Source organism: Aurantibacter crassamenti, assembly GCF_016811105.1.
Classification (GTDB): Bacteria; Bacteroidota; Bacteroidia; order Flavobacteriales; family Flavobacteriaceae; genus Aurantibacter_A; species Aurantibacter_A crassamenti.
In genome coordinates this window covers 1,418,329-1,432,039 of record NZ_JAFBGM010000001.1, presented here as the reverse complement: position 1 = coordinate 1,432,039, position 13,711 = coordinate 1,418,329, and the positions used below count along the sequence as shown (strand labels likewise).

The 13,711-nt window shown below is 34.1% G+C and carries 12 protein-coding genes and 1 tRNA gene; 6 read left to right on the top strand and 7 right to left on the bottom strand.

Annotated elements, in window-relative coordinates; genetic code table 11:
* Positions 1–187 precede the first annotated feature (187 nt).
* Positions 188–1,198 carry a sugar kinase gene (locus tag JQC67_RS05915; protein ID WP_203251923.1) on the top strand — a complete coding sequence of 337 codons (1,011 nt, stop codon included), beginning with the start codon at positions 188–190 and terminating at the stop codon, positions 1,196–1,198.
* Between the two features lie 55 nt (positions 1,199–1,253).
* On the opposite strand, the gene JQC67_RS05910 is transcribed toward JQC67_RS05915, so the two are convergent.
* A tRNA-Leu gene (locus JQC67_RS05910) sits at positions 1,254–1,335 on the bottom strand.
* Between the two features lie 137 nt (positions 1,336–1,472).
* On the opposite strand from JQC67_RS05910, the gene JQC67_RS05905 reads away from it, so the two are divergent.
* The gene (locus JQC67_RS05905) at positions 1,473–2,864 is read left to right on the top strand and encodes a dipeptidase (RefSeq protein ID WP_203251922.1); all 1,392 of its coding nucleotides are present in this window, start codon (positions 1,473–1,475) and stop codon (positions 2,862–2,864) included.
* A gap of 56 nt (positions 2,865–2,920) precedes the next feature.
* Here JQC67_RS05905 and JQC67_RS05900 read toward each other — a convergent pair whose 3' ends face one another.
* On the bottom strand, positions 2,921–3,499 hold the full coding sequence (locus JQC67_RS05900) for a PhnA domain-containing protein (RefSeq protein WP_203251921.1): 579 nt from the start codon (positions 3,497–3,499) through the stop codon (positions 2,921–2,923).
* A gap of 134 nt (positions 3,500–3,633) precedes the next feature.
* Between JQC67_RS05900 and JQC67_RS05895 the strand changes: the two genes are divergently transcribed.
* From JQC67_RS05895 to JQC67_RS05880, 4 genes are all read left to right on the top strand, one after another.
* Positions 3,634–4,176, top strand: coding sequence for a hypothetical protein (locus JQC67_RS05895; RefSeq protein ID WP_203251920.1), 543 nt, complete (start codon positions 3,634–3,636; stop codon positions 4,174–4,176).
* A 222-nt stretch (positions 4,177–4,398) separates the two neighbouring features.
* Entirely contained in the window at positions 4,399–4,764 is a 366-nt protein-coding gene (locus tag JQC67_RS05890; protein ID WP_203251919.1) for a BlaI/MecI/CopY family transcriptional regulator, read from the top strand.
* Between the two features lie 2 nt (positions 4,765–4,766).
* The gene (locus JQC67_RS05885; RefSeq protein ID WP_203251918.1) at positions 4,767–6,545 is read left to right on the top strand and encodes a M56 family metallopeptidase; all 1,779 of its coding nucleotides are present in this window, start codon (positions 4,767–4,769) and stop codon (positions 6,543–6,545) included.
* Positions 6,546–6,713: 168 nt separating this feature from the next.
* Positions 6,714–7,814, top strand: coding sequence for a DUF4407 domain-containing protein (locus JQC67_RS05880; RefSeq protein WP_203251917.1), 1,101 nt, complete (start codon positions 6,714–6,716; stop codon positions 7,812–7,814).
* Between the two features lie 6 nt (positions 7,815–7,820).
* Here JQC67_RS05880 and JQC67_RS05875 read toward each other — a convergent pair whose 3' ends face one another.
* The 5 genes from JQC67_RS05875 to JQC67_RS05855 all read right to left on the bottom strand — a co-directional run bounded on the left by JQC67_RS05875 (position 7,821) and on the right by JQC67_RS05855 (position 13,667).
* Positions 7,821–8,156, bottom strand: coding sequence for an Hpt domain-containing protein (locus JQC67_RS05875; protein ID WP_203251916.1), 336 nt, complete (start codon positions 8,154–8,156; stop codon positions 7,821–7,823).
* Positions 8,157–8,359: 203 nt separating this feature from the next.
* Positions 8,360–10,201: a DUF5060 domain-containing protein gene (locus tag JQC67_RS05870; protein ID WP_203251915.1), complete on the bottom strand. Its 1,842-nt coding sequence runs from the start codon at positions 10,199–10,201 to the stop codon at positions 8,360–8,362.
* 2 nt (positions 10,202–10,203) lie between these two features.
* Positions 10,204–10,827: a DUF998 domain-containing protein gene (locus JQC67_RS05865; protein ID WP_203251914.1), complete on the bottom strand. Its 624-nt coding sequence runs from the start codon at positions 10,825–10,827 to the stop codon at positions 10,204–10,206.
* Positions 10,828–10,877: 50 nt separating this feature from the next.
* Entirely contained in the window at positions 10,878–11,879 is a 1,002-nt protein-coding gene (locus JQC67_RS05860) for a metal-dependent hydrolase (RefSeq protein ID WP_203251913.1), read from the bottom strand.
* A gap of 15 nt (positions 11,880–11,894) precedes the next feature.
* The gene (locus JQC67_RS05855) at positions 11,895–13,667 is read right to left on the bottom strand and encodes a MutS-related protein (protein ID WP_203251912.1); all 1,773 of its coding nucleotides are present in this window, start codon (positions 13,665–13,667) and stop codon (positions 11,895–11,897) included.
* Positions 13,668–13,711: the final 44 nt, after the last annotated feature.

The following is a 13,711-nucleotide window of genomic DNA, read 5'->3' as shown; positions in this document are numbered from 1 at the left end:
ATTAATTATAGGGAATGGCTACTTTTCTATAATGTAGAAATACAAAATTATAGAATATCAAATTAGGAGATAGTTTATTCTATTATTACATTGTGTAAAAGACCTATAAAAAAGATACATGTTAATCAAACTTCATCTATCAACTATAAAAAACCACCATTTTAATTGAATTAACAAATACTATTATATGAACTTTGTAAGCTTTGGAGAAATTTTATTACGCCTAACACCAACATTTAATGCCGTCAAAATAGGCTCGACAGACACCTTAGAAATGAACTTTGCCGGCTCAGAATCTAATGTAGCTTCTTCTCTTGGTTTTCTAGGAAATCGTGTGAAATTTATTTCTAAAGTACCCGACAATTCTTTAGGCGATGCTGCCTGCGCTTCTCTACGTAAATATGGAGTTGACACCAGTCAAATCGCAAAAGGTGGTAATAGAATAGGGATATACTTCATTGAAACCGGCAAATCAATTAGACCTTCTAAAGTAATTTATGACAGAGCTGGTTCAGCCATAAGCGAAATCAAACAAGGAGCATTTAATTGGAATGAAATACTACTCAATCAAGATTGGCTTTTTGTATCTGGTATCACTCCTGTTCTTTCAGCTTCATGCGCTTCAGAAACCTTAAAAGCGGTTACTACTGCAAAAAATATGGGTGTAAAAGTAGCCTTCGACCCTAACTTTAGACGCTCACTTTGGTCTTCTACCGCAGCGGCGCGAAAAATATTTTTACCTATTCTTGAACAAACTGATTTACTATTCGGTAATTACGGCATGATGATGGATGTTTTTGATTACACACCCAAAGGAGATTCTTCACTAGAAAAATCAATGCACAGCATAGAAAAAGCTTCTGAAATATTTACAATTCCGAGAATTGCCTTTACCGTTCGAGACCACTCCTCTGCGAGTAAAAATAAAATATCTGCAATTTTAAGAGCTGACAATTCAATACTACAATCGAACAATACTTACGATGTTGAGATTATGGATCGCTTTGGTACGGGTGATGCATTTGCCGCAGCTTTCTTACATGCTTATGGAAAAGAATGGAAAAACCAACAAGCTTTAGATTTTGCTACCGCAGCCTTTGGACTTAAGCACACAATTAAAGGGGATCAGCACACAAGTACAGAAGAAGAAATAACATCTATTATGCATGGAAACACCCAAGGTCATGTAATTAGATAACAAAGCGGTTTGTATAAAACAAAAAAGCCTCTCAATTATGAGAAGCTTTTCTTTGTACAGGCGGAGAGACTCGAACTCTCACACCTTGCGGCACTAGATCCTAAGTCTAGCGTGTCTACCAATTCCACCACGCCTGCATTAGTCAAAATATATTTCTTTTACATCAATTCTGCAAAAGGTGTGCAAATATAAAGTAAAAATCCTATTTGATAAATATTTAAACAGGCAAAAAACTTCTTTTTTGTAACTTCGAATCGAATTCTAAAATTTATCAATGCAAGATATTTCGGCTTACATCAGTCAAAACAAAGATCGTTTCTTAAATGAACTTATTGAGCTTTTAAAAATTCCATCAATTAGTGCCGACAAGGCCTATGCTAAAGATGTTATTAAAACCGCAGCCGTGGTTAAAAAAAGTTTAGCGGATGCTGGTTGTGATACTGTTGAAATTTGCGAAACTGCAGGTTACCCAATTGTTTATGGCGAAAAACTAATAGATCCCAATTTACCAACAATATTGGTCTATGGCCACTATGATGTTCAGCCACCAGATCCAATAGAATTATGGGATTCACCACCGTTTGACCCCGTCATCAAAAAAACACAACTACACCCTGAAGGGGCTATTTTCGCGCGTGGTTCTTGTGATGACAAAGGTCAAATGTACATGCATGTCAAGGCTTTTGAGTATATGATACAAGCCAATCAATTGCCGTGTAATGTAAAATTCATGATAGAAGGCGAAGAAGAAGTTGGTAGTGATAACTTAGGGCTTTTTGTTGCGGCAAATAGAGAAAAACTGGCAAATGATATTATTCTTATATCTGACACTAGTATGATTTCTAATGATGTACCAAGCATTAGCACTGGTTTACGCGGATTGAGCTATGTAGAAGTAGAAGTTACTGGCCCAAATAAAGACTTGCATAGTGGTGTTTATGGTGGTGCTGTAGCCAACCCAATAAACATTTTATCTAAGATGATTGCTTCCCTTCAAGATGACCAAAACAGAATAACAATTCCTGGGTTTTATGATAAAGTAGAAAATCTTTCAAAGGCTGAACGAGCGAAAATGGCAGAAGCGCCTTTCTCGTTAGAAGCATATAAAAAAGACCTGGGCATAGATGCTGTTTATGGTGAAGAAGGCTATACTACAAACGAGCGTAATTCAATCAGACCAACACTAGACGTAAACGGTATTTGGGGCGGTTACATAGGTGAAGGAGCAAAAACAGTTTTACCTAGCAAAGCTTTTGCTAAAATATCAATGCGTTTGGTGCCGAATCAAGACTGGAATGAGATTACGGATCTATTCACAAAACATTTTCTTTCACTCGCCCCTAAAGGTGTAAAAGTAAAAGTTACACCGCATCATGGTGGTCAAGGTTATGTTACTCCTATTGATAGCTTAGGATACGCTGCAGCTGAAAAAGCATATGAAAAAACATTTGGCAAAAAGCCATTACCACAACGTGGTGGTGGTAGTATTCCTATTGTAGCACTTTTTGAAGAAGAATTGAAAAGTAAAACTATACTAATGGGATTTGGTCTAGACAGTGATGTAATTCACTCACCCAATGAACATTTTGGAGTATGGAACTACTTAAAAGGCATTGAAACTATACCTTATTTCTATAAGTATTATACTGAAATGAGTAAAGGGTAAGTATTGAATAGGGGGTTCTGATTTGCAATTAACTAATCAGAACCCTAATTTTTACTTTATAACTTCTTAACGTATTTTGTAATAATAACAATTTGAGTAGGCCCTACTTTTCCTTCAATAAATTCTGCATTTTCTCGGTCTAGTGAGATTCTTCTAACCGCTGTACCTTGTTTAGCAACTAAACTACTACCTTTTACTTTTAAATCTTTCACCAATACAACAGAATCACCGTTCTCTAAAATTACGCCGTTGACATCTCTATGTATAATTTTATCTGCTTCGGCTACTCCTTCACCTGTTGCTTTGGCCCATTCTAATGCATCCCCTTCTAGATACATCATATCTAACAAATCTTTAGGCCAGCCTTCGCTTTTCAAGCGAGAAAGCACGCGCCATGCTATTACTTTTACCGCATCATGTTCGCTCCACATACTATCATTTAAACAGCGCCAATGATTGGCATCTGTTGTATCTGGATCTTCAATTTGCCCAATACACGTACTACAAGCTAAAACACTACCGTCAATACCACCTGTTGACTTTGGTTGTACCTCATAAACTTCTAACTTTTCTGTAGCAGCACACAATTCACATATTGAACCACTTCTTGCTTGTAAACCTTCTAATAAACTCATCAATAATTTTTTTAACGGTATAAACTTATGGCTTTAAAAGTAATCGCAGCGATTGATGCGTATCTAATTTTTATTTGATCGCACTATACTTCACTTTTTTTCGTTCTTAACAGACTGTAAATAACCTACTTCTAATGACAATTTCAGATCAAAAAACCAATCTATTTTTTAAACTAAGTATTTCTATTACTGTATTTGGTGCACTTTTAAAATACAACGCATGGCCTTTGATTTTACTAGGTTCATTTGGAATGGTCATTTTTCATGGTATCCAATTTTTTCAAAAAAAACAAAAATCACCCCTAGATTATTCTAGATACATACTCATTGTAACATTTTTATCTAATTATTTATTCAGTGCTTTTAACCTACCATATAGCACTGTAAGTAGTTTGCTTACAAAGGTTGCACTTATAGCTTTTCTTTTACTTTATATCAAAGAACTAATACCTACGAAGCAGGGGAGTACAGAAAACATTCAATTTCTATCAAACTATAGTACTGAAAACTTATCTCTTTTGCTAGCTGATTTGGCAACGGTTTATATTGTGTTGGCTTCGTTATTTAAAATTTTTCATTGGGAATTTGGAATCATAAACACCAATACTTTACTTGTTATTGGCCTTTTATCTGCCCTAATTTCTATTATGACCAATTCAAAAGAATTTGGAAAATAAACATCCTTAAAAAGATTCTCAACTACCCAATCTACAGAAAAATTAGCATCTCATAGTTCAGCTAATTACGCCTACAAACGCAATATTTACAGTAGACTAAAATCGATAACTACTGGTAATACTCTTTCTCAGTCAAACGAACCACACTAATATTTAAACTCTACATTTGTAGAATTAAAATATTTACTCTATGTTTGTAGAACACATTCTAAAACTGTAGAAATGCAATTATCTAAATCTGAAGAAGAATTAATGAATATTTTATGGAAGCAGAAAAAGGCTTTCATGAAAGATTTACTTGATGCTTATCCAGAACCAAAACCCGCTACAACAACTGTAGCTACTCTTTTAAAAAGAATGACCGATAAAAACTTTATCACCTATAACAGTTTTGGCAGGTCTCGAGAATATTATCCGCTTGTGAAAAAGAAAGATTATTTCTCGAAACATGTAAACGGACTTATCAAAAACTTTTTTAATAATAGTCCGGGGCAATTTGCTTCTTTCTTTACCCAAGAGACTAACCTCTCAAAAGAAGAGTTGGAAGATTTGAGAAAATTAATCGACAGCGAAATTAAAAATAAGTAGTCATGCTAATCTATATCGTAAAATCTGCAGCCTGTTTAGCCCTATTACTCCTATTCTATAAAATATTTTTAGAAAAGGAAAACATGCATGTGTTTAAACGCTTTTACTTAATAGGTTCTTTAGTTTTATCATTAGCTATTCCGGCACTGGTGTTTACTGAATATATAATAGTATCATCTACACCAACTATCAACGAATTAGTTCCTATAGGCGTTCAGCAAAATACCAACGCTGAATTCGAAAAAACCCAAAATACAGAATCATTTGTTCTTAACTACGAACCTATTTTATGGATTATTTATGCCTTAGGATTGTTTTTCTTCGGATACAAATTCTTTAAAAATCTGTTTCGAATAGTACATCGAATTAAACGGAATCCGAAATACAAAAATGCTAGCTTCATACAAGTGCTACTGCAAGAAAAAATTGTACCGCATACGTTTTTCAACTACATCTTTTTAAACAAAACCAAGTTTGAAACAAACACTATCCCGAAGGAAGTATTATTACATGAAGAAACACATGCACGCCAAAAGCATAGTACAGATGTATTGCTAATTGAAATGCTACAAGTCGTTTTTTGGTTTAATCCGTTGTTCTATTTCTTTAAAAAAGCTATAAAACTAAATCATGAATTTCTAGCTGATCAAGCTGTTCTTACCAATTCCGTTGATATAGTAACTTATCAAAATACATTATTGTCGTTTTTGTCATCAGAAAACGAAAATATATTTCAACCATCAGTATCGAATGCCATCAATTATTCATCAATCAAAAAACGAATTACAATCATGAAATCAACAACATCAAAAAAAGCAGTACTCTTTCGAAGTCTGCTGCTTCTACCCTTGCTAACAGTTTTACTTTACGGATTTAGTAATAAAAAAACTATAACTATTATTGAAGCTACACCTGTTAACTCAATACAGGTAAAACAACAAAAAGAGAGTGCAGTGGTTTATACCAACGCAACACCTCAAGAAATTAAAAAGTACAACAGCCTTGCTAAAAAATATAATGCAATATCTGTGGAAAAAAGAGTGATTCCATTGAAAGATTTAAAAACACTGGAAGTCATTTACAGAAAAATGTCTGATGACCAAAAAACAAAAGCACTGCCTTTTCCTGAATGCCCTCAAGATGGAGCTACCAAAGAACAAGTTACCGAATACAATGCCCTAGCAAAAAAATACAATCTCATGATGGAAGAGGAAGTAAACATCAGGATAAAAAAAGGAGATGTAAATCGACTAGAATATCTTCATAATCAGATGACCGAGGACCAACGTTCGAACGCTGAACCTTTTCCAGATTTTCCGGAACCACCAGAACCACCCATGCCTCCTCATCCTATGAAAAAAGACAAGGCGGAAGAAATCATTAAAGAAATTATTGCACATCAAGATCCAAATGATGTAGTTGGTTCAAAATTTTATAGTCCAATAAAACCAGTTGCTCCTAATCGAGTATCATTAAATTATTATCGCAATGAAATAGAAAGTATAAATTCTATTGATGATATAATTGCGGTGGAAGAAAAAGGAGAACAGTTTTACATGCCTGCTCCACCAGCGCCACCCAAACCAAAAACACCCTTAGACCATATCATTGAAATGGCCAAAAAAGATGCTATTTTTTACTTTGAAAAAAAAGAAATAAGTGCTGATGAGGCCATCAAGCTTCTAAAAGAAAATGATGAAATCAACATAGAGTCAAAAAAATCAAAAGACAATAAACCAATAGTTAAACTTACAACTGAGCCAATTGAAATTGGCAATTAAAAGAAACTATCACCAAGTATAAGCCTCATTTTATTGAGGCTTTTTTGTAACTTTTTATGCTGGGCGAAGTCTAATACTACTTAAAGGCATTGTTCTATATGGTTTGGCATCTTTAAATGAGTGCTGTAACCGCAGTGTTTTTTCATTCATCAATCAAAATAAATCACAATGTTACAGCAATTTTTTATTCGCTGTTCAGGTGCAGATTCTGTAATTCTAGCAACCTGTTCGGAAGGTGAACAAAACAAATATGCCGGCATAGGCGCTACTGTTTTCTTCACCGCTGTTATGGCTTTTATTGCCTGCAGTTATGCTCTTTTCACAGTTTTTGATACCATCTATTCTTCCGTTTTCTTCGGATTATTATGGGGGTTGCTCATTTTTAACCTAGACCGTTATATTGTCTCTACTATTAAAAAAAGAGATAGTTTTAAAAGCGAATTAGTACAAGCCAGCCCTAGAATAGTTCTTGCACTTATAATAGCCGTTGTTATTTCGAAGCCATTAGAAATGAAAATTTTTGAAAAAGAAATTAATCAAGTGCTTTTAGAACAAAAAAACGAAATGACGCTAGCCAATAAACAACAATTGGCATTACAATACACTCCAGCAATTGAAAAATTAAAGCAAGATATTGCTGCTTTAAAATCTGAAATTATTACAAAAGAAGCTGAAACAAATGCACTATATGATATTTATATTAATGAAGCTGAAGGCACAGCAGGCACCAAACTTTTAGGCAAAGGTCCGGTTTATGCTGAAAAGCGTGTAAAGCATGATGCTACATTGGCTGAGTTAACCCAATTAAAAGCCACAAACGCTGAAAAAATAAACGGCATTGAAACCCAGATTAAGGTATTAAATGATGACTATGCAGAAGTAGTAAAAAATTCGCAACCGGTAATTGATGGTTTTGACGGACTCATGGCTCGTATTAACGCACTCAAACAATTACCACTAATGCCTTCATTGTTTATCTTTTTGCTATTCTTAGCCATCGAGACCTCACCTATTATTGCAAAACTACTGGCGCCAAAAGGCGAATATGATTTAAAATTAGAAGAGGAAGAAAGTATCCTCCAAACTTGGATTAGACAAAAAGTAACACAGCGTGAAAAACTATTAGCTACGGACACATTTTTAAACGAAAGGATTTACACTGAAATTGAAGAGGAACACGAAGTTTACGCCTATAAAAAGAAAAAAACAGAAGCACTTTTAAAGAGCCAAGCTGATGCTTTTCACGAAATACAATTAAAAAATTTATAGGAACAGTTAATCTTCTAAAGTTTTAAGAAACTCATTTATTTTTCTCAAATACTTCTTAAAATCTTCATCCAAATCCGAGTTACCTACATGCAACCTGGTTTCATAATATTCTGAAAATGCAAACGCATGGTTCATTCCTAAAATACTAAACTTAAATTTAATTTTATGCACCACTTCAGCAGCTGCCCTTGGTTCATCCTTTTTAATATGATATAGGTAATTTCCTAATTGCCATGTAAACTCTTTTTTAAGGATAGCAATGAACTTCTTCTCGAAATCGAAATCGGTTCCTCCGAGATGAATCACATAATCCATATTCGGAAACTCTTCTATATATTCCATTTCGACCTCCATAAATACACGTAAGTAATCTTTAGTTTGGGGAATTATTACTTTTACATGATAAATGTAAGAATTATACTACTGATCTAAAAAATTATGTTGTGAAACCGCAATTTTAGGAAGGTTAAATTACAAACTTTGTTGTATAACATATTTTACAAGCGTTATAATGACACCATTAAAATCTTGTCATATTCGCTTTATTAATTCTTTTTCTTGATTAAAACAACCCAATCTTGCTTATCGGAAGTATTATTAACTTCTGGAGGAAGACCTAAAAGTCGCTTACCACCCCCCATAATTGCATTTACAGAACCTTCATGAAGACCATCACCGCTTAACGGATTATACCATTTTACCTCAAAATCACCTGTAATATCAGTTAAATCGATTGAATAGGTTGACTTATTATCTGGAATATAAACGGCATAAATTTCACCTGGTTTACTTAAGCAATACGCTTCTTTAGAATTGATTAAAGTTGGTGATGCACTCATATCCCAATACGGAATATAATTTTCAAAAAAATGAAGTGCAAAATCGGTAATTTCCCACAAACGGTCTCTGCTACGCCAATCTTCCGTATTAAGATCATGATAGCGATTATTAGCCCCAAAGTACCATTCTACACCTGCAGCACCAGACAATAAGCTTCCCCACAAAACATAACGCCGTAATGAATCGTGATTTCCGTCTAAAGAATCAGATCTAGCCCCTGTATGCCACATCCCTATTTCATCCATAGTAATCATCCATTCATTACCAGATTCTTTCGATTTACGCTTCCACGTCTCAACAACATCTGCTACTTCTTCTCGTTTGTCTACCTGCAATGAAAGTCCATCTAACTCTTTAAATCCAACAATAGAGTCTAAAATATCTGCTCTAGCTGGCTCGTGTGAATGCGTATGTAACAGCACCGGATGATTAAAAGGATCAATTTTCTTAATAAAACTAGTCATTGACCTTCTTTGTGCATCGTTCTGTGAAATGGGTGTAAATTCTGCATAACCATTTTCTTCTCCTAAATTAAAATTCATACCCAAATGATGACCAAAACGTGCTATTAGTTCATGTAAATATAATTGACGCATTGGCCCAGTATCACCACCATCTAGCATGGTTTCATTTTCTGTTTCTTGTAACACCATATGCATTAGAATACCCTTAGACTGCATGTATTCAAAAACTATTTCCCATTGATCTAGCTTACTTACATCAAACCTTGTAAAATCATCCGGACTCACATAGGGCCATACATCTTTGCCATCCCCTAAAATGTTATTTGTTAAAAAATAAACCACATTCATTTTCTTTGAAGACAAATAATGGAGTGCCCCAATTAGGCCCTTACCTTTTCCATCTTGCCAAGTTGGATCACCTGCTTCCCAATCATTTACATGGGGCGCATAACTATGAATGGTATCATTGGTTTTAGCCTCGCCATCATCACTAGAGGTTTGCATGCGATATGTACCGTCAAAATCTTTAAAAGCCAATAAATTTTCAGGACTATCAGCTCCTCCCTTTAACCAATACTTACCTGATTCCTTAAAACGGAAATATCCGTTGTCATTTACCAGCCTCCCGTTTGCTCTAAAATCTTTTCCTTTTTTATCTGAAGCAATCACTTTAAAAGCTCCGTTAGCATTTGTGATTTCAATTGCTTCGCCACTACTTTCAGTTTTCAACGCAATTGAATCACCTTTAAATAATTGAGCTGTATAGTGCCATTCTCCTTCTTCTTCCGGATTAAAACGCACCTGCCAAACCTTACCACTGTTTGCACTGCTTTCAGCTGCGTTACCATCAGCTGCATAAAAACCACGGACAGTATATTCGCTGTTTTCATTTTTAAAATTAACATTTAATCGATAGTCTAAAAATGGATTCTCACTGGCCTCCTCTGAAGTTTCAGGACCTTCAAAAGACAAAGTAACCGTGTGGTATTTTTGATATTCAACTAATTCTTGGGTTTTGGTTTCCTCTTTACAGGAGGATATTATTATCACAAGTATCAAACACAATAAACTATTCTTAAACATAATTACTTTTTTGAAGTTCGAAACATAAAAAAACTGGTGGAAATCACCCACCCCAGTATACTTGATTCAATTATTCTTTGAAACAAACCAATATATAAGCTAGAGGTATTATTAAATAAAAGTACCACAAAAACAAGAGACAGTATTCCGCTTATCAACGAAAACCGTGATAAAGAAATGGTGTTCGGGTCACTTTTAAAAAACAGCCCAGACCCTATAATGCAAAAGGGAACTACCGTATAGGTAAAAAAAGCTGTAGTATTATGTATAAATTGAGCAATGCTTACCGTTTCAACATCAGTTGGACAACCAAAATCACAGGGGAAAATTGAAACAATAATAGTACCTAGACCATAAAAAATAGCAAATAGGTAAAAGCTCAATTTTATCCCTTTTAACTTTGGTAAAAATGACGGAGCTAATACACCAAAAACCAACAATAAAAATCCACTAATAACATACATCACTCTCAAATACCCTGTATTTGGCAAACCGCTTGAGAAACTTTCGCTTATGTATTGACCAATAAAACTATAACCTTCTATTTGTAGTCCGCCTAAAATACTTGCAATTACAAATAGCATTGCTCCCATAATCCCACTAACAAACAACAGATATCTAATCATATTAAATATTAAAATAGGATTCAACTTAAAGCCTAATTGAATAGGGCTATTCAATTTCCAATAATACGATTTAAAAGCGCGGAAAAAAGTTTCTTGGCATCGGTTTTGTATTTGGGCATTTCAGTCACATTGACAGTATTATTAACTTCTGTTAGTTGGTATGTAAATGCAAATTTTTCTTCATCTTGATTGAGACTCATTAGACCGAATCTCAAATCATTAAAAAATAATACTCCTTCCTTTTCTGTAATTGTAAACCATCCTTCACTAATAGCAATTAACCTTTCAACATTTTCATTTGATTTTAAACTACCCAATAATTCGTGATTTTTAGGATATGCTGTAAATTCTATTTCCTTTGAATCGAAGAATGAATAGTTGCCAATTAAATACGCATCACCAACATCAATATTGGCTGTCCACAAAATTGTATTAAAAGGTGTTGGGCGTGTGTCAATTGCAATATATGAAATTCCTTGAGCATCAAGACTATTGGTAAATTTCTGATATGAAATTCCTTTTAAAATTAATGTGATTAGTAAATATGATGTGCTTAATAGCAACCCTAACTTATTATATTTTCTACGTTTTTCTGAAGTCTTTTTTTGACGCATTGCTAAAATCAAACACACTAAAAAAGGTATCGTATAAAGTGGATCAATAACAAATATATTCTGAAACGCCAGTCGAGTTTTAAATGGCCAAAAAAGTTGTGTACCCCAAGTTGTAAATGCATCAAGAATAGGGTGTGTGAATAGGCCCCAGAAAAACAACCAAGACCAATCTTTAAAAGATGCTGTTTGATTCCGATTTAATTTAAAAACCAACCAACCAAATACCGGAGCAAATAATACCGAAAATAAAATGGAATGGCTAAAGCCTCTATGCCACTCAATTGCCGAAACGGTATCTAAGAAAAACCTAGTGAGTACATCAAGATCCGGAATAGTACCGGCAACCGCACCCCAAAGCATGACTCTGTTACCTACCTTTTTACCCAGCACGGCTTCACCGACAGCTGCACCTAGTACAATTTGAGTTAACGAGTCCATAAATTTAAATGTATACTATTCTACTATTTCCATCTTCTTCAATAAAAAAGAAGCGTTCATATTTTTACAAATTCCATCTTTAAATTTATAATCAAAATGAAGTTCGTTATTGATTATTTCAGCGTCAAAATAATGATTCTCAATCATTGGCAATTCGTTAGCAACCTCACATAAACTTAAATCGTGGGTAGCTATAATACCCGTAGATTTTGATTTAACTAAACGTTCTACAAACTTTCGAGACCCAATTGCCTTATCTGTACTGTTTGTACCTTTTAAGATTTCATCGAGAATGATAAAATATTTATCGGTCTGAATTTCATCAACAATATATTTTAAGCGCTTCAATTCGGAGAAAAAATACGACTCATCATCCGTTAATGAATCGGTAGTACGCATACTCGTAATTAATTTAATAGGATTGTAAACTACTTGCTGTGCACAAACTGGCAGACCAATATTCGCCATAACAATTTGCAGTGAAACCGTTCTTAAAAATGTGCTTTTGCCAGCCATATTAGCTCCTGTAATGATAAAAAACTGTTCATCATCAATTTTAAAATCATTTAAGACACATTTTTCTGGATCCATTAACGGATGGCCAGCTCCTTGTGATTGGAGCACAATATTTTCTTTCGTTAACTTCGGAAATGTATACTTCGGATGATTGAAAGCGAAATTTCCCAAACTATTATAGGCATCAAAAAATGCTATAGTTTCAAACCAATTTTGAACAGAATTACCATGGGTTGCTATCCATTTTTCGATATGATACACATGCGTTAAACTTCGAAGAAAAAAACCATTAGCAAGAATCACATAAAGCATGTTATTGTTCTTGTCTAAACTATTCAACAAGTTTGAAAAACTCTTAATTATCTCAGATGTCTTTTTACCCTCATTTAAAATTTGTTTCTTCTTTGCTACTAAAAGTTCAGCAGTAAATTCATGCTTTTCTATTTGTAATAATAATTCATTGTATTGCTGAAATGTGCTTTGAATTTTTGATGCAAAACCAGTTAGCCCCATAATTTTTTTAAAGAATGCACCTGAAATAATCACCCCTATAAACAACCATAATATCAAAGCTGATTCGGGTAAAAAATCAAAAAAATACAAACCGAAAACACTTAACGAGGCAATGGAAAACACCATAGGAAGCCAACCCATAATTTTAGGAATAAATGGCTTATAACCATGTAACCAATCCACTATTTTATTGGTGCTTGTTTCCGTTTTAGTCAATGATGCCGTCGCCGAAAAATCTTGACGCCAGTCGGCCATTTTTGAAAGTTCAGCTATTGCTTCTTGTTTTCTTAGAATAGCATCTATGGTATTTTCTTTAAAGATTTTCGCTAGGGTTTCTGCGCCTTGCACCAAACCTGCTCTATTCACATATTGAAAAAAAGACCCTCTACCAAAAAGGTCAATATCTTGACTATAGAAATGCAATGGGTCTTTAAATTCATCACCTGCTGGCATTTCATGAAAATCACGATTTAAAACTTTAATTTCAGTTTCATTAATTTTCAATAGCGCCTTTGTTTTATCTCTTTTGTGCTGCAAATTAGAATGCCTTGACACCAAAAAAAGAAAAGCGACAATTGTTAACAGCACAATTGCTAATGCCAATTTTGTGTTTCCTCCAAAAAAATAAAGGACTAATGCTGCGACACAAAAAATAACCAAACGCAACATACTTGAAGCAAACAAAACTTGTTTAAACTTTTCTAAAGCCTCTTTATGTACTAGTATTTTACTTTGATAAAAGGACTTTATATCCTGCATTCGATATGAATTAATTTAAAAATAATTAGTTTGATTTTGTTTCG